Raw genomic sequence first — 20,629 nt, 5'->3', positions numbered from 1 at the left:
AGACCTTTCCACCCTCGAAAGCCGCCGAACGGGAACAGCGTCGAGAAAAGTCTTCACGGACGGTCGAATGAGACAATTGAAGCGACCAGGCCACGGGGCGACCGCCGGTCGGATTCGCCCCGCCCGTCGCTCGCGTGAAGGGTTCGCATGACGCAGCCAGCACGGTCCATCGCCGACAGCCACGACATGATCGAGGTACGCGGCGCCCGGGAGAACAACCTCGCCGCCGTCTCGGTGGACATCCCCAAGCGCCGCCTGACCGCCTTCACGGGCGTCTCCGGCTCGGGGAAGTCCTCGCTCGTGTTCGGCACCATCGCCGCCGAGTCGCAGCGGATGATCAACGAGACGTACAGCGCCTTCCTCCAGTCGTTCATGCCCAGCCTGTCCCGGCCCGACGTCGACTCGCTGCGCAACCTCAGCGCCGCGATCGTCGTCGACCAGGAGCGGATGGGGGCGAACTCGCGGTCCACCGTCGGCACCGCGACCGACGCGTACGCGATGCTGCGCATCGTCTTCAGCCGGCTGGGGCAGCCGCACGTCGGCCCGGCCGGCGCGTTCAGCTTCAACCTGGCCGAGGGAATGTGCCCCACCTGCGAGGGGCTCGGCCGGGTCTCCGACCTCGCCGTCGACCAGCTGGTCGACGTGGAGCGCTCGCTCAACGACGGGGCGATCACCGTGCCGAACTTCGCGGTCGACTCCTGGTACTGGCAGAGCATCGTCGGCTCCGGCCTGTTCGACCCCGACGTCAAGCTCCAGGACTTCACCGCCCAGCAGTGGCAGGACTTCCTGCACAAGCCGGCCACCAAGATGAAGGTCGGCAACCACACCATCACCTACGAGGGCCTGGCGGTGAAGGTCCGCCGGCTCTACCTGAGCAAGGACAAGGAGCCGACGCAGCCGCACATCAAGGCGTTCGTCGAGCGGGCGGTGACGTTCGCGACCTGCGGCGACTGCGCCGGCACCCGGCTCAACCGGGCCGCCCTGTCCGCGCGGATCGCCGGCCGCAACATCGCCGAGTGCAGCGCGATGCAGATCAGCGACCTCGCCGCGTTCGTGCGCGGCATCGACGACCCGTCGGTGGCGCCGCTGGTGGGCAACCTGCGGGAACTGCTCGACTCGCTGGTCGAGATCGGCCTGGGATACCTCAGCCTCGACCGCGAGTCGGGCAGTCTCTCCGGTGGTGAGGCCCAGCGGGTCAAGATGGTCCGGCACCTCGGCTCCAGCCTCACCGACGTCACGTACGTCTTCGACGAGCCGACGGTCGGGCTGCACCCGCACGACATCGCCCGGATGAACGACCTGCTGCTGCGCCTGCGGGACAAGGGCAACACGGTGCTGGTGGTCGAGCACAAGCCGGAGACGATCGCGATCGCCGACCACGTGGTCGACCTCGGCCCGGGGGCCGGCCCGGACGGCGGCCGGATCTGCTACGCCGGAGACGTCGCCGGCCTACGCCGCGCCGACTGCCTGACCGGCCGGCACCTCGACCACCGGGCGCGCCTGCGGGAGCGCGTCCGCACGCCCACCGGGCACCTGCCGATCCGCGGCGCCGACCTGCACAACCTGCGCGACGTCGACGTCGACGTGCCGCTCGGCGTGCTGACCGTCGTCACCGGCGTGGCCGGCTCCGGCAAGAGTTCGCTGATCCACGGCTCGCTGCCCCGCCGGGAGGGGGTGGTCGTCGTCGACCAGTCCCCCATCCGCGGCTCCCGGCGCAGCAACCCGGCCACCTACACCGGCCTGCTCGACCCGGTCCGGGCCGCCTTCGCCAAGGCCAACAAGGTCAGGCCGGCCCTGTTCAGCGCCAACTCCGAGGGCGCCTGCCCGAAGTGCCGGGGCATCGGCGTCGTCTACACCGACCTCGCGATGATGGCCGGGGTCGCCTCGGTGTGCGAGGAGTGCGAGGGCCGCCGGTTCACCCCGCAGGTGCTCGCGTACACGCTGCGCGGCAAGAACATCAGCGAGGTGCTCGGCATGTCGGTGACCGAGGCGCGCGACTTCTTCCCGAGCGGGCCGGCCCGGTCGGTGCTGGACCGCCTGACCGACGTGGGCCTGGGCTACCTGAGTCTCGGCCAGCCGCTGACCACCCTCTCCGGCGGCGAACGGCAGCGACTCAAGCTGGCCATCCACATGGGCGAGAAGGCGCACACCTACGTGCTGGACGAGCCCACCACCGGCCTGCACCTGGCCGACGTCGACAAGCTGCTGGCCCTGCTGGACCGGCTGGTCGACGCCGGCAACACCGTGGTCGTCATCGAGCACCACCAGGCGGTGATGGCGCACGCGGACTGGATCGTCGACCTCGGCCCGGGTGCCGGGCACGACGGCGGGCGGATCGTGTTCACCGGCACCCCGGCCGACCTGGTCGCCCACGGGGACACGCTCACCGCCACCCACCTGCGCGAGTACGTCGGCCGGTGAGGCCGGGTCGGGTCCACCGCCGCCGTCGACCCCGGTGGACCCGACCCGCCCCTGGGCGGGCGTGCGGGGCTACCGGTAGACCGTCGCCGTCCCGGCGTCGCGGATGGCGCCGGACAGGTTACCGGTGAGGTTGTTGCCCGGCCCCACGACCGTCGCCACGCAGCCCGGGGAGGCGATGTTCAGGCCGTACCGCTGGGCCCTGACGTCCTGGGAGTCGGCCGCCACGTTGCCGGTGACCACGTTGCCGGCGCAGGGCACCGACGTCGCCGTGGTATCGGGAGTTCTCCGCTTCGTTGCGGGTCGGCACGATGACTGTCAGCCGGGGCGGTGGCGCGCCGTCCGGGGCGCACAGCTCGCGTGGCCGTGGCACGGCGTCTTCTCCGACGGCTTGCCGTGCGCGGGCGTGCGGCCCGTGTCCGATCGTGGGTAACCTCTCCAGCCTCCGGTTCCCGAGCAGCCCGGAGCCATTCACAGTCATTGGGAGAAACGGCAGCAGAGCACAGGAATGCGATTCACGTACGCGGTGCAATGCCGACGGAATTCGCACGATAAGGGCCGAACGATGAGGTCCCAAATTCCTGCGGCCACTCCGACCCACCCGACCTTCCGCGACTTCCACAGAAATGCCGCGATGCCGAAAGGGAAACCTATCCCTTTCGGCATCGCGGCCCACGGCCGGGCGCGGGGATGCCACCGGCCGGGCCCCGATGTCAGGGGCCCGGCCGGTGGCGTGTGCGTGCGGGGTGTTCGCTGGGTCAGCTGTTGTTCCAGTGCTGGGTGACGAGGTCGGCGGCCTGCTGCTCCCACTGGGCGTAGGCGTCGGGGTAGGCGGAGACCTGGACGGTCTGGGCGGCGTCGGTCAGCGGCATGTCCTGCCAGCCGTCGACCTGCTTGAGGCCCTTGAGGAACGCGGTGGTGGCGTACTGCGGGTCGGTGATCTGCTCCGGCGAACCCCAGCCGCTGGAGGGGCGTTGCTGGAACAGGCCGAGGGAGTCGTGGTCGTTGCGGTCACCCAGGTGACCCAGGTTCTGCAGCTTCGACTCCTGCAGGGCGGTGCCGATCGAGATCACCGCGGCGCGTTCGTCGAGGCCGGCCTTCTTGGTGGCGGCGATGATGGCCTTGGCGTTGGCGGTCTGCTCGGCGTCGAGGTCGATGCGCGACTGCGCGCCCTGCACGCCGTGCGGGATCAGCTTGGCCGTGTCCACGCTGGCGGGCTTGTCGGCCTGTACGGCGGCGACGGGCCGGGCGTCGGTGTCGGTGGTGGTGTGGTGGTTCAGGGGGCCGGCGGCGAGGCCACCGGCGAACGCGAGGCCGGCGATACCGAGGACGCTCTTACGCAGGATGGTCGTGTTCATGGGGGTGACTCCAATCGGGGGGTCGACACCGGCCCGTCAGGGGTGGGCGGGTGTGAGCACCACGTCGAGGCGCCCGAACAACGAACTCAGGAAGACAAAGTGAGGGCCGGCGGCGGCTGTGCGGCGCCGGGTCCGGGTGTAACGACCGGCGGCCGGCCCGCATTCCGGGGGAGATGACAACCCGGGGGCGGTGGCAGGGGCCTGCTGGATCCGGGGGGATCCGGGGTGCTGCTGCGGTCGTCCGTCAGGTGTAACGCCCCCGCCCCGGCCAGGATTCCGACCCGGAGGTGCCGCCGGTCACCACCCCGACCCCGGCCCCGCCCACCTCGACCCACCCCGCCCCACACGCGCCCCGCCGGGTCAGACAATCCGCCCATTCGGGTGGAGGGGTGACGGGATGCCGGGCAGATGGGGGTATCAACGGCGCGGGATACCCCCATGTCACCGACATGAAGTCGATCACCAGGCCAACCAGCCGCGCAGGCGCAGGCGGCGCCGAGGCGGTCGGGCCGACCGCGCAGCGCCTGTCGTGCCGCGTCGGCCCGGCCAGGCGCTACCCTGACACCATGCAGGGCGTCGTCTCCCCCACCATGACCGGCGGGGCCTTCCTGGCCCGTCCGGGCCGCCCCGCTGTCGTCACCGCCACCCTGACCGAGTTGACGGGTCCGACCCGGGGCGTCGTAGAGCTGCCCGTACGCCTGATGTGGAGCGCGGACCGCACCTTCGACCTCGGCGACCCGGACGACCTGCTCTGGATGTACGAGAACGTCCTGCGCGAGACCACCCGCGCGGCCGACCTGCGCCAGTTGGTCAACGGTCACCTGCTGCGCCAGGTCTGGTGCCTGCTCAACCTGCCCCGTGGCGTACGCGAGGCGTGGGAGCGACGCCACCGGGTCCTGCGCCACGAAGGCGGCGGGCCGGCGGTCCGGGCCGGCGACCGGGCCCTGCCGGCGGCGTGACCGGGGCCGCGCCGCCGGACGACTTCTATCGTGAGGTCGCCCGGGTGGCCCTGTCGGTCGCCGGGCGGCACCGGTTCGTGCTCGGCGGCGGCGTCGCCTGGGCCGCGCACGGGCTGTTCTCCCGCCCGACGGAGGACGTGGACCTCTTCGCCGACGTCGAGGGGGCCGCCGCCGCGGCGGCGGCCGGGGTGCGTACGGCGTTGGAGCGCGCCGGGTTCGAGGTGGGCGACGCCGACCCGGACAGCGACCTCGCGGAGTTGTTCGCCGGGTTCGACCGGGACATGAAGGACTTCGTGGTGAGCCGGGGGCCGCGCCGGATCCGGTTGAGTCTGGGTCGGCTCGACCGCAACCGCAGCCCGGTGGTGATGGACCTCGGGCCGGTGATGGACGTCCGGGACCTGGTCGCCAACAAGACGGCGGCGCTGGTCAACCGGCGGGAGGTCCGGGACTTCATCGACGTGGCGGCGGTGCTCGAACACTATTCGGTCGCGGAGGTGCTCGACCTGGCCCGGCAGCTCGACCCCGCGCTGGAGCCGGAGGACGTGCGGGCCGCCGGCCACTACCTGGACCGCCTGCCGGATCGTCGCTTCGTCCGCTACGGGCTGGACGGGGCGCAGGTCGCCCGGCTGCGGGCCCGGCTGGCGGACTGGCCCCGCTGACGCCCGCCGCGCGCGGAGCCCGGCGAACCGGGAGCCCGACGGACCCGCGGCGCGTCGGGCCGCTGTGGCAGGAGTGACGGGGGCTCGTTATGGTGCGCAACGGCGCCCACGAGGCGCGTCCCTTCCCCTGGAAAGGCACCTCATGACCTTCTCCTCCGGCGCTTCGCGCCGCCAGGTGCTGGCCGTCGCGGCCGCCGCCGCGACCGCGCCCCTGATCGCCGCCGCCCCGGCCCGGGCGGCCGGGTCGACGGACCCGAAGCCGTCGAGGGGACCGAAGACCTGGGACCTGACCGTCCTGGGCACCTCGGACACCCACGGAAACGTCTACAACTGGGACTACTACCGGGACGCGGAGTACGACGACAGCAAGCACAACGACGTCGGCGTCGCGAAGCTGGCCACCCTGGTCAACCAGATCCGCGCCGAGCGCACGGGCAGGGCGACCCTGGTCCTCGACGCGGGTGACACGATCCAGGGCACCCCCCTGGCGACGTACTACGCCAAGCAGGAGCCGATCACCACCACCGGTGAGACGCACCCGATGGCGAACGCGATGAACATCCTGAAGTACGACGCGGTGACGCTGGGCAACCACGAGTTCAACTACGGCCTGCCGCTGCTGGCGAAGTGGATCGGCCAGCTCGGCTTCCCGGCTCTCGCCGCGAACGCGGTCAACGAGGCGACGGGCAAGCCGGCGTACCTGCCGTACGTGATCAAGGAGGTCCGGCTCGGCGGGCACGGCGCGCCGAAGCTGAAGGTCGGGATCCTCGGCCTCACCAACCCGGGCGTGGCGATCTGGGACAAGGGCAACGTCGAGGGCAGGCTGGTCTTCGCCGACATGGTGGAGACCGCCGCGAAGTGGGTGCCGGTGATGCGGGCGCGCGGCGCGGACCTCGTCATCGTCTCCGCGCACGGCGGCGACAGCGGCACCTCCAGCTACGGCCCGGAGCTGCCGAACGAGAACCCGTGCACGATGATCGCCGAGCAGGTCCCGGGCATCGACGCGATCCTCTTCGGCCACGCGCACAACGAGGTCGTCGAGAAGTTCGTGACGAACGCGCGCACGGGCGCGCAGGTGCTGCTCTCCGAGCCGTCCAAGTGGGGGCAGCGGCTGACCCGGATGGACTTCACGCTCACCCGCGAGCGGGGCTGCTGGAAGGTCGTGTCGAAGCACGCGACCATGCTGAACACCAACACGGTGGTCGAGGATCCGGCGGTGCTCGCGGCCGTGCGCGGCCAGCACACCAAGACCGTCTCGTACGTCAACACGGTGGTCGCCCGGTCGACGGTGGAGCTGTCGGCCGCCGAGTCGCGGTACAAGGACACCCCGATCCTGGACTTCATCAACCACGTGCAGACCGAGGTCGTCACGGCGGCGCTGGCCGGCACGGAGCACGCGGCCCTGCCGGTGCTGTCGATCGCGGCGCCGTTCAGCCGCACGGCGGTATTCCCGGCCGGTGACGTGCGCATCCGCGACGTGGCCGGGCTGTACGTCTACGACAACACCCTGGAGGCCGTGGTCCTCACCGGCGCGGAGGTCCGCGCCTACCTGGAGTACTCGGCGAAGTACTTCACGACCCTCGCGGTGGGTGCGCCGGTGGACCCGGCGACGATCAGCGATCCGGCCGTGCCGGACTACAACTACGACGTCTTCTCCGGGCTCGACTACGACATCGACGTCAGCCGGCCGGTCGGTCAGCGGATCACCCGCCTGGTCCTGCCCGGCACCGGCGCCCCGGTCGCCGACGACGCCCGGTTCGTGGTCGCGGTGAACAACTACCGGCGCAGCGGCGGCGGCAACTTCCCGGGCATCGTGAAGCCGCAGGTCTACAACGCGCAGCAGGAGATCCGGCAGTTGCTCATCGACTGGGCGCAGGAGCGGGGCACCATCGACCCGGCCGACTTCTTCGTGCCGAACTGGCGGCTGGTGCGGGCGGGCGTCCCGGTGGAGTTCCCGAACGCCTGAGCCCGGCCCGGGTCGGGGGCCCCGTCCCGAGGGGACGGGGCCGCCCGCTCAGCCGCCGGGGCCGAGGCGCAGGACCCACTGGTCGGCGTTGGTCGCCGGGTCGGGCCGGTCCCGGCGGGGGTCGGTCTCGGTCGCCGCGGTGCGCTCCTCGGGGCGTACCGCGGGCGGCAGCTCGCCGAAGCGGACGTGCCGCAGGAACGCCAACTCCTCGTCGGTGAACGGGGGTTCGGACTCGCTCATGGCTCGGCCCTCCTCCGACCCAGGATGCCTCGTCGCGGCCCCACCGGGCGAGCCTGCGGGAGCCGGTCCAGCAGCGCCAGCGCCGCCCGCACCGGGGCGCGGGTCAGCGTCTCGTCGAAGCTCGCCCGGCCCAGGCAGAACCGGACGAACATCCGCCACCCGGCGGGGGTGGCCAGCAGGGCGTGGAAGACGTCCGGCCGACGGGAGAACACCTCCAGCAGCCGGTGCCCGGCGCGCATCGACGGCGTCAGGTCGCGGTCCACGGCCCGCTGGTAGCCGTCCAGGTCGCCGCCGACGACGGCGGCTCCGGCGAGCGCGCCGGAGCGCAGCGCGTAGCTGATGCCCTCCCGGCTCCACGGCTCCAGCAGGCCGGCCGCGTCGCCGGCCACCAGCACCCGCCCGTGGCGCAGCGGCGAGTCGTCGGCCCGGCACCGGGTCAGGTGCCCGGAGTCGTGCTGCGGGTGCACCCCGGACAGGCCGAGGCGGTCGACGAAGTCGCGCAGGTAGGCCCGGGTCCGCTCCCCCGCGCCCCGGGCGGCGATGACCCCGACGGTCAACGTGTCGCCCTTGGGGAACACCCACGCGTAGGAGCCGGGGATCGCCCCCCAGTCCAGCAGCAGCCGGCCGCGCCAGCGACGCCGTTCCGGCTCGGGCACCGGCAGTTCCAGTTCGAGGCCGAGGTCGACCTGCCGGTACCGCACGCCGACGTGCCGGGCGGTCACCCCGGAGGAGCCGTCGGCGCCGATCACCGTGCGGGCGTGCACGACGTCGCCGTCGGCGAGCCGCAGGCGTACCCCGTCGGGGTCCTGCTCCACGGCGCGGACCGCGACCCGCTCGCGCAGCTGAGCCCCGGCGGAGACGGCCGCGGCCCGCAGCCGGTCGTCGAACTCGTCGCGGCGCACCATCGCGATCAGCGGCCCGGCGGCGTGCCGGCGGGTGAACTCGCGCCGCCCGTCGCGGGTGAACGTCACCCGGTCCACCCGGTCGTGCGCCGGCACGTCGATCCGGCCGGCGACGGCCGCGAGGGAGGTGCCGATCAGCCCGCCGCCGCACGTCTTGTACCGAGGGTGCGCGGCGCGCTCGACGACCAGGGTGCGCAGCCCGGCGGTGGCCGCGACGTGGGCGGCGGAGAGCCCGGCGGGGCCGCCGCCGACGACGACAAGGTCCCAGTTGATCACCGTTGCAGCCTAGGGCACGGTCGGTCGGAAGGCCGGGTGGCGCATCCGGTACGCCGCGCGCCGAATCCGGTGTGCGGGCGGGCATCAACGGCGGGCCGGCGGGTAACCGCGCAGCGCAGCCCCGCCCGCGCGCGGGCGGTGACCGAGGAGGAAGCCATGCAGCAGGTGCGTCTGTCGGACGTCGAGGAACGGGTGTACGAGGCGGTGGCGGCGCTGGAGATCCGCGGGCAGGTGCCCTACCCGGACCTGATCGCGCAGGAGTCCGGGCTGACCGAGGAGGAGGTGCACGCTCCCCTGCGGCTGCTGACGGAGAAGAACCTGCTGCACCGGGAGGACTCCCCCATGGCCGGGTTGGACTTCGGCCCGCGCTGGTGCGCCCGTCAGATGGCGTGAGCCCGCCGGGGGGCCGGGCCGACGAGCGACGTCGGTGGCAGGCGCTGGGGGTCGGCCTGGTCGCCGCCTTCATGACGCTGCTCGACGTGAGCATCGTCAACGTGGCGGTCCCGTCGATCGACCGGGCGCTCGGCGCGACGCCGAGCGACCTGCAGTGGGTGCTGTCCGGCTACGCCCTCACGTTCGGGCTGGTGCTGGTGCCCGCCGGGCGGTTCGGCGACGCCCGGGGCCGGCGCACCGCGTTCGTCGTCGGGATCGCCCTGTTCACGCTGACCAGCGCCCTGGCCGGGCTGGCCCAGTCCCCCGGCTGGCTGGTCGCCGCCCGGCTGCTGCAGGGGGTGGCCGCCGGGATCGTCAACCCGCAGGTCACCGGCCTGATCCAGCAGCTGTTCCAGGGCCCCGAGCGCGGCCGGCCGTTCGGGCTGCTCGGCGCGACCATCGGCATCTCCACCGCGATCGGACCGCTGCTCGGCGGGCTGCTGATCCAGGCCGGCGGCGAGCAGGACGGCTGGCGGTGGGTCTTCTTCGTCAACGTCCCGGTGGGGATCGTCGCGATCGTGCTCGGCTGGCGGCTGCTGCCGGCGCAGCCGGCGGGGGCGGCGCAGGGGCGGCGGCTCGACCCGGTCGGGGTGCTGCTGCTCGGCGTCGGTGTCGTGCTCGTGCTGCTGCCGCTGGTGCAGCGCGAGCAGTGGCACAGCCCGTGGAAGTGGCTCCTGGTCCCCGCCGGGCTCGCGGTGCTGGCCGCCTTCGGGCTCTGGGAACGCCGGTACGCCCGACGCGGCGCGCCGCTGTTCGACCTGCGGCTGTTCGGGTTCCGCTCGTACGCCCTGGGCTCGCTGATCGCGCTGCTCTACTTCGGCGGGTTCACCGCGATCTTCTTCGTGCTCACGCTCTACCTGCAGAACGGCCTCGGCTACCGCCCCCTCGTCGCGGGCCTGGCGATCACGCCGTTCGCCCTCGGCTCGGCCGCCGCGTCGGCGGTCGGCGGCCGGATCGTCGACCGGTACGGCCGCCCGCTCGTCGCCACCGGCCTGCTGGTCGTGCTGCTCGGCCTGGGCGCGGTGGTGTTCGTGCTGCGCGGTGACCCGCGCGGGTCGGTGCCGCTGCTGATGGCCGTGCCGCTGCTGGTCGCGGGGCTGGGCAGCGGCCTGGTCATCACTCCCAACCAGACCCTCACCCTGGCCCAGGTGCCGGTGCCGCAGGCGGGCAGCGCCGCCGGCATGCTCCAGACGGGCCAGCGGATCGGCTCGGCGGCCGGCATCGCCGCCGTCGGCTCGGTGCTGTTCTCGGCGCTGGCCGGCAGCGGCGGGGACTGGTCGCCAGCGGTGCGGCACGCGCTGCTGCTGGCCATCGGGATCATCTCGCTCGGCCTGTTCGCCGCCCTGTTCGACCGCAGGCACGCCCGGGACGACGGCAGGCGAGGGTGACGGCAGCGGCGGTGCCCGCCCGGGGTTCTCCCCGGACGGGCACCGTCGTCCTCACTGCTCGGGCACTGCCCGGCTCAGCGTGGTCAGCGCGTCGACCCGCCGAAGCGTCCCCGGCGACGCCAGGCCAGGCCGGCGATCATCAGCACCACACCGACCCCGACGAGGCCGCCACCGACCGCGAGCGGGGTGCCCAGCTTGTCGCCCGTGACGGGCAGCTTGCCGCCGTGCGGCGGCCAGGGCTTGTGCGTCGGGTAGTGCGTCTTGGTCGGCGACGGCGACGGCTGGGGCCGCGCGAGCACGGTCAGCGTGGCGCTCGCCGTCCGGCCCGTGGTCTGGCCGACCGCGGTGAACAGGTACTGCCCGGGCGTGTCCGGCGTGTAGGTGGTGGTGAAGTTCCCCGCCGCGTCGGTCACGACCGTGAAGTGCGTCGGGGCCGCAGCCCGGAACGCCACCGGCGCCATCGCGACGGTGCTGCCGTCGCTGCGCCGCACCGTGGACTGGCCGGGCAGGCCGGCGGCCAACGGCGTGATCGTGACGGTGATGTCGACGACCTCGTTCGGCCCGAACCCGAAACCGCTGAGGGTGGTCGTGTCGCCGACGTAGATCGTCGACGGGTTGACCGTCAGCACGGGGGGCTGCGGCGGATACGGCGTCGGCTGTGGTGAGCCGGTCGGCGACGGTGTCGGCTGCGGCTGCGCCGCCCCCGCCGCGGTCGGCGCGGCCACGACGGCAAGGCCGATCGTGAGCGCCATGATGATGCGGGATAGCCGCATGATGGGTTCCCTCCTACTAATCGCAGTGTGGTGCGGGATCAATGTGGGTGGTCCATGGGGTGGCGGTCGGTGTGAGCCAGAGGTCGGCGTCGCCGGTGGCGCTGCCGGTCCTGCCGGTCAGCACGTCGACCTCGAGGGTCCGGGTGGCGCCGGGGCGCACCTCGACGTTGGCGACGGCGACCTGCCGGCGGCGCTCGGTGCCGCTGCCGACGGGCACTTCCGTTCCGTCGAGCCGGGTGCGCAGCACCGCGCCGCCGGCCGGGCTGTGGACGGAGACCAGGGTGCGGGCGGTGTACGGGTCGCCGGCCAGGCCGAGGCCGAGCACGGACGTCGACAGCCCCCGCTCCGGCGCGGTCGAGTGCAGCGTGAACCGCAGCCGCAGCTCGCGGCGGCCGTCGGGGCGGCACCCCCCGACGGTTAGCGTCGCGGCCGGGCGCAGGTAGTAGCCGAGCTTCGCGCCGCTGCCGTCGTTGAGGAAGACGCCGACGGTGGGCACGTCCTCCTTCTCCGGCAGCGAGCCGGCGAGCCGGTTGCCCTCGATGACCCGCTGTTCCTCGGGGTGGGCGCTCCAGAACAGCACGCGCCGTTCGGTGATGGCCCGGTCCAGCACCGACAGGTACGCCCGGGGGTCCACCTCGCGGGTGAAGAAGGTGTCGAAGGCGGCCGTCGCCGAGGCGGCGAAGAACTCGTCCTGCTCCACCGCGTCCATCCGTTGGTAGGCGTCGGAGAGCAGCGTCCGCACCGCCTTGTCGCCGACCAGGGTGGTGTGGCCCGGCACCGGGACGGGGCCGGTGACCTTGAGCAGGTAGGACAGCACCACCGGGTCGACCGCGAGGACGCCGTCGACGGTGTCGCCGGTGCGTTCGCGGTACATCTGGCGGAACAGGGCGGCGGCGGTCGGGAAGTGCGGGGTCAGGTTGACGTCCGCCGGGTACATGCCCGGCAGGTCGGTGTAGAGGTTGCGGATCTCCGGCTTCAGCTTCAGGGGCGGGTCGAACAGGCCCAGCTGGGCGCTGGTGCCCTGGGTGCCCGTCCGGAGCTGGCCGTCCTTGGCCTCGATCACGACGTACGCGCCGAACATCCCGCCGGTGGCGCGCAGCTCCGCCGGGTTCTGGGACACCATCAGGTAGCTGCGGGGGCCGGCCGCGCCGAGCAGGGGCGGCAGCAGCCGGGCGGCGCCGTCGGCCGCCCGGGTGAGGGTGGCCAGCTGGTCGAGCTGTTTACGCAGCTCGGCCACGGCGTCGCGCACCGGCGCGACCAGGGCGTCGGTGGGTACGGCGGCGAGGCGGGCGTGGGTGCGCTGGACCACCTGGTCGGTGGCGGTGAGTTCCGCCGCGACCGCCTTGAGCCGGGGCACGTCCAGCCGCCCCTTGCCGGGCAGCAGGGTCGACAGGTCGGTGCGCAGCAGGGTGGGGAAGGCCTCCCGGGCGAGGTCGTCGATGACCACCGCGATCTGGCGTACCGCCGTCAGGTCGTTGCCGGCGAACGGGGTGTGCTGCCCCGCCCGCCAGCCCAGGTCGTCGGTGGCGTCACGCGCCGCGCCGGCCTGCACCTGCAGGGCCGACAGGGTGCGTTGGGCCCGCTCGGTGTCGGCGCTCACCACCTCGGAGCTGAGCTGCTGGGCCAGGGCGGCGGCGTTGAGCAGGTGGGTGCGGGCCTGCCAGCCCCGGAAGCCCACCCAGCCGGCGCTCAGCAGCGCCAGCGAACCGACGACCAGGCCGGCGAGCAGGGCACGACGGGCGCGGGCCCTGGCTCGCCGCCGGGACCGTCGCCCTCGGCGGCGAGGCTGTTCGGTTTCACTCAACGCCCACTCCACTCAGAAAACGGACAGAAATGACGATTCATCATTTTCTAGCACGCGCTTCGCCCACTTCGCGCCGTTATGGTGGATTTAGGCCGGGGGTTCCGGCCGGCGCGTCCGCGCGGCGGCCCCGCGGCTGCGCCGCGCGGCGACCGCGTCGTGGAGCAGCCGCTCGACGGTGTCCACCCCGCCGTGCAGCGACATGTCCCGCAAGTACGCCTCCCGGCCGCGACGGCCCATCTCCAGCCGGGCCGCCGACGGGATGGTGGCGGCCAGCCAGAAGCGGTCGGCCAGCGTGGCCCAGTCCTCCGGCGGGCAGGACAGCCCGGCCCGGGCGCGCTCCACGATCTCGACGGTGTCGCCGCCCGCCGACGCCACCACCGGCGCCGCGCAGCCGAACGCGGCCTGCAGCTTGCCGGGAATCGTCCCGCGCAGCTCCGGCAGGTCGCGCAGCATCACCAGCTGATAGTCGGCGGCGGCGTACAGGTCGGCCATCTCCAGCGGCGAGCGCCGCGCGACGAACCGGACGTTGTCGGTGCCCAGCTCCGCGGCGAGCCGGCGGACCCGCTCCTCGCCCGGGCCCGAGCCGACCAGGACCAGGTCCATCGTGCCGCGCAGCGGCGCGGCGGCGCGCACGGCCGTCTCCAGCCCGTGCCGGGCGCCGATGGTGCCGGCGTGCATCACCACGCAACGGCCGTCGCCCCGGACGAGGCGGCGGGCCTCCCGGGTCGGCTCGGCCGGATGGAACAGCCGCTCGTCGGTCCAGTTGAGCAGCAGCCGCACCCGCCCCGGATCGGCGCCGCCGGCGACCACCAGGTCGCGCATGCCGGGCGCGGCGACCGCGACCAGGTCCGCCGAGCGGTAGAGCCACCGGGTGGCGGCGGCCACCCGGGCGGCCCACGGCGTCGGCGTCGTGCCCTGTGCCTCCAACTCCGGGTGTACGTCCTGCACGTGCAACACCGTCGGCACCGCGCCCAGCAGCCGCAGCAGGCCGGCCGCCGCGAAGGTCGCGGCAGGAAGCTGGTGGACGTAGAGCACGTCGACGCCGGCCAGGTGGCCCCGCCCGATCGTGCCGGCGCTCGCGGCGAAGGAGAGCCATCCCGCCACGCGGGCGCGCACGGAGGCGTCCCCGGCCGACCAGCGCGGCACCCGCCGCACCGTGAGCCGCTCGCTGCGGGTCTCGTAGCGCCACCGCTGCCGCCAGCCCGGATAGACCTGACCGCCGGGATAGTCCGGGAAGCCGGTCAGCACGCGGACCTCGTGGCCGCGCGCGGCCAACTGCTCGGCGAGGCTGCCGGGGACGAACGCCGGCTCCGGCGGGAAGTGGTAGGACAGGATGCCGATCCTCACCGGACCCTCCCGGCCCGACGATGACCCACCGGCGCGGCGTGGACACGGAACGTGCCGGCGAGCGCATACGATTCCACGGGTCCCACCGCGACCAGAACGCCGGGAGAACCACCGATGGCCGACCGCATCCTGTTCGTCTGCCACGCCAACCTGTGCCGCTCGCCCATGGCCGAATACCTGGCCGGGCAGCTCATGGCAAAGCTGCCGGTCGAGGTGGCCAGCGCCGGCACCGACGCCGTGGACGGGCGGCCCATGCACCCGTACGCGGCCGAGGTGGCCGCCGAGACGGGGCGCGACCCGGCCGAGTTCCGCAGTCGGGCGCTGACCACCGCCCACCTGGTCGACGCCGCGCTGGTGCTGACCTCCACCCGACGCCAACGGTCGGCCTGCGTCTCCCGGCTTCCCGCCGCCCTGCACCGCACCTTCACCCTGCGCCAGTTCGGCCGGCTCGCCGGGGCAGCCGGGACGCCGGACGGCGCGGACGTCGGTGCGCTGCGGGCGGCGGTGCGGGCCGCGGCCCTGGCCCGAGGGCTGCTGCAACCGGCGGCCCCGGCCGAGGACGACCTGGTCGACCCGATCGGCGGCAGGCCAGCCGACTTCCGGCGCTGCGCGCAGGAGATCGAGCGGTCGCTGGCACCGGTTGCGGCACTCATCGAGGCAGCCGGGTGAGTTCCTGCGTCGGGTCGGGGATCGTCTGCTCGGGGCCGGGGAACCCGCCGCTGTGGGCGGCCGGTGCGGCGTCCATGCGGCTCGGCGGGGCGGCCGCCGGTCCGGCCGGCACCTCCACCCGGTAGCTCTCGTACTGGTAGGTCTCGGCGCGACCGAGCTTGGCCATGTTCAACACGCAGCCGAGCAGCCGCACGGAGACCGCCTGGAGCGCCTGCGCGGCAGCGCCGACCTGACCGCGGTCGGTGCGGCCGTAACGGCTGACCATCAGGGCCCCGTCGGCCTGGACGGCGACGACCACCCCGTCGGTGACGGTACGCAGCGGAGCGGTGTCGATGACCACGATGTCCGCCGACTCCCGCAGCACCAGCAGCAGGTCCGCCATCGCCTTGGAGCCGAGCAGCTCGCTGGGGTTGGGCGGAACCGAGCCGGCGGGCAGCACGAGCAGGGACTTGTCGCCCCACCGCTGCACCACGTCGCCCACGTTGACGTCGCCGAGCAGGACGTCGGTCAGCCCGACGCCGGCCTCCATGCCCAGGTACTCGGCCACCTTCGGCCGGCGCAGGTCCGCGTCGACCAGGGCGACCCGCCAGCCGGCCTCGGCGAGGGCGATGGCGAGGTTGCAGGAGAGGGTGGTCTTCCCCTCCCCCTGCAACGCGCTGGTCACCGCGATCACCCGGGCGGGCTCGTGGACGTCGACGAAGCGCAGGTTCGTCCGCAGCTTGCGCACCGCCTCGGCCCGGGGGGTGGTGGCGGCGTCGCCGACGATCAGCGGGGCGGTGCGGGCGGCGGCGTCGAACGGGATCTCACCGAGCAGCGGGCTGCCGGTGGCGCGCTGGAGGGTGACCGAGTCCCGCAGCCGGGTGTCCAGCCTGGTCCGCAACAGCGCCAGGCCAATGCCGCCGAGCAGGCCGGCGAGCGCGCCGAGGGCCAGGTTGCGGGCCGGATTGGGCGACACCGGGCTGGAGCCGACCCGGGGGCCGCTGATCACCTCGACCTTGACCGGGGCCGGCCGCCCCTCGCCGGACGTCTCGATTTCCTTGACCAGTTCGACGAACTGGGCGGTGAGCGCCTCGGTCAGCCGCAGCGCGCGGGTGGCGTCGGTGTCGGTGACGGTGCCCCGCAGCAGGACGGTGTCGGGGAGGGTGGCGGCGGTGACCCGCGCCTGGACGTCCTCGGCGGTCAGCCCCAGCGGGGTCTTGCCCACGACCTTCTGCGCCAGCCGGTCGCTCTGCAGCAGGTCGGCGTACGACTTGACGCGCTGCTGCATGAAGACGTTGCCCTGGTAGGCGTCGGAGACGCCCTGGTTGGGGGTGGTGACGAAGAAGGTCACCGAGGCCGCGTAGCGGGGCTCGGTCCGGACCGTGACAAGCGCGGCCACCGCGAGGCCCACCATGACGGAGAGCAGGACCACCCACCAGCTGCGCCGGACGGTCCGGAGGAAATCACGAACGTCCATCAGCCGCTGAGCCCCCGTCCGGTCCGTGCGGTCGACATGTCAAGCACCCAAAGCTCCCTCAGCAGTCACGGGGCGATCCTGTGCAGTCGGTCGACCCCACCAGCGCATCCGGTCGAACCGACTGTAGAGGATTCAAACCCCCAAAGACGGCAATAATGATGAAATCGGCACTCGCCCAGTTATCGCGGACTTCTCCGTACGGCGGACCAACTCGATTCGGACAGCCGGGGTGACGCGGGGACGGCCGGGCGGACGAGGGCGCGCTAACGGCCTCCGGACGGACGGCCGGGGGCCGCCGGGCACACCCGGCGGCCCCCGGCTGACGTCTCAGCGGCGACGCTCGGCCGGCTCGTCCTCCTCGGCCTGCTCCGTCTCCTCGGTCACCGCGTCGCTGAACGGCTCGGTGAGGTCGTCGCCGGGCACCGCGACCTCCTCGGCCAGGTCCTGCTCGTCGGATCGGCCGCCGGCCGGCGGCTCGGGGGCGGTGGCGCCGCCGGCGAAACCGTACTCGTTGGGCTCGTCGTGCCGACTCATGCCTTTTACCTCCAGATATCGCCAGAATCGCCTCTTGTCGCTCACCGTAAGGCGTGATCGTCCGCTCCGTAGCGCGCTCGGTGTTGTCCGACGGCGGGCCGCCGCGCCCCGGCCGCCGGCGCGGTGAGCACCACCACCCGCCACAACGCGGTGCGCAGCGCCACGACCGCGGCGGCCCCCGCCAGCTGCGTCCAGCCCTGGTCGCCGGCGAGCCGGAGCAGCCCGGCCGCCGTCAACAGGTCCAGCAGCACGCGCAGCGCGCGCCGCCACGACCGGGTGGTCGCCAGGGTCACCAGGCCGGTGAGCAGCGCCGCGGCGGTCACGACCGACGGCAGCGGGGCGGTCACGACCGGTCCCCGGGGGCGACGGCGGACGGATCGGGAGTCGCCGGCTGCGCCGTGCCGGACGGGCCGGGTGCCGGCGACGACGGTCGCTCGGGATCGATCTGGCGCTGCTCCTGGGCGATCTCGCGGCGCAGGAAGAAGTTCAGCGCGGTCCGGATGGTGGCGATGGCCGCGAGCTTGCCGATCTGGTCGAAGGTCGGCGACACGGCGGTACGCAGGATGTCCGCGGCGAGCTGGAACTCCAGCCCGAGGGTGAGGAACCGGCCGAGGGTCAACCGGATGGGGGTGAAGACGGCGGCGCTGCGGTGCCGCAGCCCTTCGGCCACGAACCGCAGCGCCGCCCAGACCGCGCCGACGAAGATGACCGCCGCGCCGGCGACCTCCACGACGGCGACCGCCAGGTGGTCGCCGGTACGCAGGATGTCGTCCCAGCTCACCCGGGGCCGTTACCCGGCCCGCCGGCGGGTAGTCGCCGTCAGCCGAGCTCGGCTGACGGCCTCGAAGGTCAGAGCTCGGCGACGGCCTCCAAGATCAGCCACAGACCGCAGATGGCGAAGAGGATCGCCGCGCCGTAGCGGATGGTGCGCTCGGGCAGGTGCCGGCCGAGCAGCCGCCCGACCAGGATCGCCAGCGCGTCGGCGGCCACCATGCCGAGGGTCGAGCCGAGCCAGGTGCCGAACCAGCCGTACTTGGTGGCGAGGGTGATGGTGGCGAGCATCGTCTTGTCGCCCAGCTCGGCGAGGAAGAAGGCCACGCCGACCGCGACGACGGCGGACTTGCCACCGCGTTCGGCCTTGCGCTTCTCCTCCTCGGTGAGTTTGTCCCCGCGCAGCGTCCAGGCGCCGAACCCGAGGAACGCGAGGCCGGCGATCAGCGAGATCCAGCCGGTGGGCAGGGCGGCGCCCAGCCCGTAGCCGATGGCGACCGAGGCCAGGTGGACGACGGCGGTGGCGACCGTGATGCCGACGAGCACCGGGATCGGCTTGAACCGCGTGGCGAACGTCAGCGCCATCAGCTGGGACTTGTCGCCGAGTTCGGCGACGAAGATGACGCCGAAGCTGACCGCCAGCGCGACGAGGAAACCTTCCATGACACCCTTCCCGATAACGCCGGGCCGGGGGGTGTGGGGCGCCCTCGACCCGGCTGTTGTAGACAGCCTGGGTCGAAGGTCTCGCCCGCCCCACCCGAAGGTGGGGCCGCGTGGCCGGATGCGGAACGCACCAGTGTGTCGACCACGACATTGGGGGCTACTCCCCTTCGCGCCGCCACCCTACCCCACCAGGGGCGCCGCCTGAGCACCGGGCCGGCGCGGGCCCGCTGCTCAGGCGGCGCGGGCCAGGGTCACGCCGAACAGCCCGTCGGCGTCGGTCCAGAACTCCCGGGCGGTGAAGCCGGCCGCGACGAGCTCCGCGGCGATGCCCTCGGGGCGGAACTTCGCCGACACCTCGGTGCGCAGTTCCTCCCCGGCGGCGAACTCCACGTCGAGGTCGAGCACCCGGGCCCGGACCGGACGCTCGGCGCGCAGCCGCATCTCGATCCACTCCCGCTCCGGATCCCAGAGGGCGACGTGCGCGAACGCCTCCGGGTCGAAGTCGGCGCCCAGCTCCCGGTTGACCACCCGCAGCACGTTGCGGTTGAACTCGGCGGTCACCCCGGCGGCGTCGTCGTAGGCGGGTACGACGATCGACGGGTCCTTGACCAGGTCGGTGCCGATCAGCAGCCAGTCGCCGGGCTCCAGGGACGCGCGCATGGCGGCGAGGAAGCCGGCCCGTTCGGCGGGCAGCAGGTTGCCGATCGTGCCGCCGAGGAAGATCACCAACCGTCGGCCTCCGGTGGGCAGCCGGTCGAGGTGGCGGGTGAAGTCACCGACGATGCCGCGCACCCGCAGGCCGGGATAGTCGGTGGCGATCTGCGCGGTGGACTGCCGCAGGGCGCTGACCGAGACGTCCAGCGGCACGAAGGTGCCCAGCCCGCCGCGCCGGGTGAACGCGTCCAGCAGCAGCCGGGTCTTCTCCGACGAGCCGGAGCCCAGCTCGATCAGGGTCTTCGCCCCGGTCAGCTCGGCGATCTCGCCGGCCCGCCGCTGCAGCACGGACCGCTCGGCCCGGGTCGGGTAGTACTCCGGCAGGCGGGTGATCTCCTCGAACAGCTCGCTGCCCCGCGCGTCGTAGAACCACTTCGGCGGCAGCCACTTCGGCCGCGCGGTCAGCCCCGTGCGGACGTCGTCGCGCAGGCTGCGACCCAGGTCCTGCTCCTCCAGGTAGATTTCCAGCGGTTCCGCGCTCATCGGGTGTCCCCTCCGTCGGTCGTGTCGTTTCCCACCTGTGCGGGCCGGTCGCCGCTCAGCCGGCGGGCAGGGCGGCCACGCGCGCCCCGGCCGTCGTGGCCACCACCAGCCGCCCGTCCGGCACCGCCTGCCAGCCGGGGTCGTCGTCGTGCGGTTCCGAGGCCAGCAGCACCGCCCCCGGGGCCTGCCGCAGCGACAGGGCGTGGCCGGCGGCGGTGGCCACGACGGTGCGCCCGTCGGTGAGCAGCAGGTTGAGCCGGGACCGGGGGGCCGCCGCCGCGACCTCGGCCACCGTCGCGGCGACCGCCGCCGCCGGGTCCTCCCCCGCCCGCAGCCGGTGCCGCACCAGGGCCCACAGCAGCGCGGAGTCGGTCGGCGCGTCGAGGGTGAGCAGGTCGCGTACGGGCAGCCGGCCGGCGAGCGCGGCCACCGCGTCGGGCCAGCCGCGCACCACCCCGTTGTGGCTGAACAGCCACGGCCCCTCGGCGAACGGGGCGACGGCGGTGTCGAGCACCGGCATGCCGACCGTGGCGGAGCGGACGGCCGCCAGCACCGCGCCGCTGGTGGTCGCCGCCGCCAGCCCCGGCAGGGTCACGTCGCCCCAGATCGGCGTGCCCCGCCGGTAGCGCACCGGCTCGCCGCCTCCGGGCGGGTACCAGCCGACGCCGAAGCCGTCGGCGTTGACGGTCCCGCCGCCGCGCATGTCCCGGGGCGCCCAGGACTGCCGCACCAGGGAGTGCGTCGGGTCGTACAGCAGGGCGCGCAGGCTCACCGGCGGCCCGACGTACGCCAGGTGCCGGCACATCAGGCGGCCCCG

Annotated in this window: 21 protein-coding genes; 7 read left to right on the top strand and 14 right to left on the bottom strand. The window is 73.6% G+C overall.

What is annotated here, in order from left to right:
• The first annotated feature begins 147 nt into the window (after positions 1 to 147).
• The gene (locus tag TK50_RS30340) at positions 148 to 2,421 is read left to right on the top strand and encodes an ATP-binding cassette domain-containing protein (protein ID WP_043968964.1); all 2,274 of its coding nucleotides are present in this window, start codon (positions 148 to 150) and stop codon (positions 2,419 to 2,421) included.
• Between the two features lie 69 nt (positions 2,422 to 2,490).
• On the opposite strand, the gene TK50_RS30335 is transcribed toward TK50_RS30340, so the two are convergent.
• Together TK50_RS30335 and TK50_RS30330 are read right to left on the bottom strand one after the other, a co-directional pair.
• Entirely contained in the window at positions 2,491 to 2,679 is a 189-nt protein-coding gene (locus TK50_RS30335) for a hypothetical protein (RefSeq protein WP_043968963.1), read from the bottom strand.
• A 497-nt stretch (positions 2,680 to 3,176) separates the two neighbouring features.
• The gene (locus TK50_RS30330) at positions 3,177 to 3,776 is read right to left on the bottom strand and encodes a hypothetical protein (protein WP_043968962.1); all 600 of its coding nucleotides are present in this window, start codon (positions 3,774 to 3,776) and stop codon (positions 3,177 to 3,179) included.
• Between the two features lie 566 nt (positions 3,777 to 4,342).
• Here TK50_RS30330 and TK50_RS30325 point away from each other — a divergent pair.
• The 3 genes from TK50_RS30325 to TK50_RS30315 all read left to right on the top strand — a co-directional run bounded on the left by TK50_RS30325 (position 4,343) and on the right by TK50_RS30315 (position 7,360).
• Positions 4,343 to 4,735: a hypothetical protein gene (locus TK50_RS30325; protein ID WP_043968961.1), complete on the top strand. Its 393-nt coding sequence runs from the start codon at positions 4,343 to 4,345 to the stop codon at positions 4,733 to 4,735.
• The gene (locus TK50_RS30320) at positions 4,732 to 5,394 is read left to right on the top strand and encodes a nucleotidyl transferase AbiEii/AbiGii toxin family protein (protein WP_043968960.1); all 663 of its coding nucleotides are present in this window, start codon (positions 4,732 to 4,734) and stop codon (positions 5,392 to 5,394) included. The genes TK50_RS30325 and TK50_RS30320 overlap by 4 nt, the downstream gene beginning before the upstream one ends.
• Before the next feature lie 142 nt (positions 5,395 to 5,536).
• A complete protein-coding gene (locus TK50_RS30315) occupies positions 5,537 to 7,360 on the top strand; it encodes a bifunctional metallophosphatase/5'-nucleotidase (protein WP_043968959.1) in 1,824 nt (607 codons plus the stop codon).
• 48 nt (positions 7,361 to 7,408) lie between these two features.
• On the opposite strand, the gene TK50_RS30310 is transcribed toward TK50_RS30315, so the two are convergent.
• Together TK50_RS30310 and TK50_RS30305 are read right to left on the bottom strand one after the other, a co-directional pair.
• Positions 7,409 to 7,600, bottom strand: coding sequence for a hypothetical protein (locus TK50_RS30310; RefSeq protein WP_043968958.1), 192 nt, complete (start codon positions 7,598 to 7,600; stop codon positions 7,409 to 7,411).
• Positions 7,597 to 8,778 (bottom strand): geranylgeranyl reductase family protein, encoded by a 1,182-nt coding sequence (locus TK50_RS30305; RefSeq protein WP_043968957.1) that lies wholly within the window; start codon positions 8,776 to 8,778, stop codon positions 7,597 to 7,599. The genes TK50_RS30310 and TK50_RS30305 overlap by 4 nt, the downstream gene beginning before the upstream one ends.
• Positions 8,779 to 8,934: 156 nt before the next feature.
• Here TK50_RS30305 and TK50_RS30300 point away from each other — a divergent pair, with 156 nt between their 5' ends.
• Together TK50_RS30300 and TK50_RS30295 are read left to right on the top strand one after the other, a co-directional pair.
• A complete protein-coding gene (locus TK50_RS30300; protein WP_043969592.1) occupies positions 8,935 to 9,171 on the top strand; it encodes a hypothetical protein in 237 nt (78 codons plus the stop codon).
• Entirely contained in the window at positions 9,168 to 10,598 is a 1,431-nt protein-coding gene (locus TK50_RS30295) for an MFS transporter (RefSeq protein ID WP_255700149.1), read from the top strand. Before TK50_RS30300 ends, TK50_RS30295 begins: the two co-directional genes overlap by 4 nt.
• Positions 10,599 to 10,681: 83 nt before the next feature.
• Here the strand turns inward: TK50_RS30295 and TK50_RS30290 are convergent, their stop codons facing one another.
• The 3 genes from TK50_RS30290 to TK50_RS30280 all read right to left on the bottom strand — a co-directional run bounded on the left by TK50_RS30290 (position 10,682) and on the right by TK50_RS30280 (position 14,522).
• Complete coding sequence (locus tag TK50_RS30290; protein WP_043968956.1) at positions 10,682 to 11,371, bottom strand: hypothetical protein; 690 nt, start codon at positions 11,369 to 11,371, stop codon at positions 10,682 to 10,684.
• A 16-nt stretch (positions 11,372 to 11,387) separates the two neighbouring features.
• Positions 11,388 to 13,175 (bottom strand): DUF4012 domain-containing protein, encoded by a 1,788-nt coding sequence (locus tag TK50_RS30285; RefSeq protein WP_043969590.1) that lies wholly within the window; start codon positions 13,173 to 13,175, stop codon positions 11,388 to 11,390.
• Between the two features lie 87 nt (positions 13,176 to 13,262).
• Entirely contained in the window at positions 13,263 to 14,522 is a 1,260-nt protein-coding gene (locus tag TK50_RS30280) for a glycosyltransferase family 4 protein (protein ID WP_043968955.1), read from the bottom strand.
• 114 nt (positions 14,523 to 14,636) lie between these two features.
• Between TK50_RS30280 and TK50_RS30275 the strand changes: the two genes are divergently transcribed.
• The gene (locus TK50_RS30275) at positions 14,637 to 15,191 is read left to right on the top strand and encodes an arsenate reductase/protein-tyrosine-phosphatase family protein (RefSeq protein ID WP_043968954.1); all 555 of its coding nucleotides are present in this window, start codon (positions 14,637 to 14,639) and stop codon (positions 15,189 to 15,191) included.
• Here TK50_RS30275 and TK50_RS30270 read toward each other — a convergent pair.
• The 7 genes from TK50_RS30270 to egtC all read right to left on the bottom strand — a co-directional run bounded on the left by TK50_RS30270 (position 15,172) and on the right by egtC (position 20,617).
• Entirely contained in the window at positions 15,172 to 16,647 is a 1,476-nt protein-coding gene (locus tag TK50_RS30270; protein ID WP_043968952.1) for a tyrosine-protein kinase domain-containing protein, read from the bottom strand. The two genes, TK50_RS30275 and TK50_RS30270, sit on opposite strands and share 20 nt — an antisense overlap.
• Positions 16,648 to 16,974: 327 nt before the next feature.
• Positions 16,975 to 17,181 (bottom strand): hypothetical protein, encoded by a 207-nt coding sequence (locus tag TK50_RS30265; protein ID WP_043968950.1) that lies wholly within the window; start codon positions 17,179 to 17,181, stop codon positions 16,975 to 16,977.
• Positions 17,182 to 17,222: 41 nt separating this feature from the next.
• Positions 17,223 to 17,528, bottom strand: a complete 306-nt coding sequence (locus tag TK50_RS32425) for a hypothetical protein (RefSeq protein ID WP_052504014.1) — start codon at positions 17,526 to 17,528, stop codon at positions 17,223 to 17,225.
• Entirely contained in the window at positions 17,525 to 17,962 is a 438-nt protein-coding gene (locus TK50_RS30255) for a DUF1622 domain-containing protein (RefSeq protein WP_043968949.1), read from the bottom strand. The genes TK50_RS32425 and TK50_RS30255 overlap by 4 nt, the downstream gene beginning before the upstream one ends.
• 68 nt (positions 17,963 to 18,030) lie before the next feature.
• A complete protein-coding gene (locus tag TK50_RS30250; RefSeq protein WP_043968948.1) occupies positions 18,031 to 18,615 on the bottom strand; it encodes a TMEM165/GDT1 family protein in 585 nt (194 codons plus the stop codon).
• Positions 18,616 to 18,846: 231 nt separating this feature from the next.
• Positions 18,847 to 19,812 (bottom strand): L-histidine N(alpha)-methyltransferase, encoded by a 966-nt coding sequence (gene egtD, locus TK50_RS30245; protein WP_043968947.1) that lies wholly within the window; start codon positions 19,810 to 19,812, stop codon positions 18,847 to 18,849.
• 55 nt (positions 19,813 to 19,867) lie between these two features.
• Positions 19,868 to 20,617 (bottom strand): ergothioneine biosynthesis protein EgtC, encoded by a 750-nt coding sequence (egtC, locus tag TK50_RS30240; RefSeq protein ID WP_043968946.1) that lies wholly within the window; start codon positions 20,615 to 20,617, stop codon positions 19,868 to 19,870.
• Between the last annotated feature and the right edge of the window lie 12 nt (positions 20,618 to 20,629).

It is taken from the genome of Micromonospora haikouensis, assembly GCF_000876225.1.
GTDB lineage: Bacteria > Actinomycetota > Actinomycetes > Mycobacteriales > Micromonosporaceae > Micromonospora > Micromonospora haikouensis.
Note: the sequence above shows the minus strand (reverse complement) of the source record. Positions and strands in the feature narration are given on the sequence as shown.

Excerpts from the sequence above, each read along its gene's own strand:
- TK50_RS30340 (WP_043968964.1), top strand. The coding sequence starts at position 148 with ATGACGCAGCCAGCACGGTCCATCGCCGACAGCCACGACATGATCGAG.
- TK50_RS30330 (WP_043968962.1), bottom strand. The coding sequence starts at position 3,776 with ATGAACACGACCATCCTGCGTAAGAGCGTCCTCGGTATCGCCGGCCTC.
- TK50_RS30325 (WP_043968961.1), top strand. The coding sequence starts at position 4,343 with ATGCAGGGCGTCGTCTCCCCCACCATGACCGGCGGGGCCTTCCTGGCC.
- TK50_RS30315 (WP_043968959.1), top strand. The coding sequence starts at position 5,537 with ATGACCTTCTCCTCCGGCGCTTCGCGCCGCCAGGTGCTGGCCGTCGCG.
- TK50_RS30310 (WP_043968958.1), bottom strand. The coding sequence starts at position 7,600 with ATGAGCGAGTCCGAACCCCCGTTCACCGACGAGGAGTTGGCGTTCCTG.
- TK50_RS30300 (WP_043969592.1), top strand. The coding sequence starts at position 8,935 with ATGCAGCAGGTGCGTCTGTCGGACGTCGAGGAACGGGTGTACGAGGCG.
- TK50_RS30290 (WP_043968956.1), bottom strand. The coding sequence starts at position 11,371 with ATGCGGCTATCCCGCATCATCATGGCGCTCACGATCGGCCTTGCCGTC.
- TK50_RS30275 (WP_043968954.1), top strand. The coding sequence starts at position 14,637 with ATGGCCGACCGCATCCTGTTCGTCTGCCACGCCAACCTGTGCCGCTCG.
- TK50_RS30270 (WP_043968952.1), bottom strand. The coding sequence starts at position 16,647 with ATGGACGTTCGTGATTTCCTCCGGACCGTCCGGCGCAGCTGGTGGGTG.
- TK50_RS30265 (WP_043968950.1), bottom strand. The coding sequence starts at position 17,181 with ATGAGTCGGCACGACGAGCCCAACGAGTACGGTTTCGCCGGCGGCGCC.
- TK50_RS30250 (WP_043968948.1), bottom strand. The coding sequence starts at position 18,615 with ATGGAAGGTTTCCTCGTCGCGCTGGCGGTCAGCTTCGGCGTCATCTTC.
- egtD (WP_043968947.1), bottom strand. The coding sequence starts at position 19,812 with ATGAGCGCGGAACCGCTGGAAATCTACCTGGAGGAGCAGGACCTGGGT.
- egtC (WP_043968946.1), bottom strand. The coding sequence starts at position 20,617 with ATGTGCCGGCACCTGGCGTACGTCGGGCCGCCGGTGAGCCTGCGCGCC.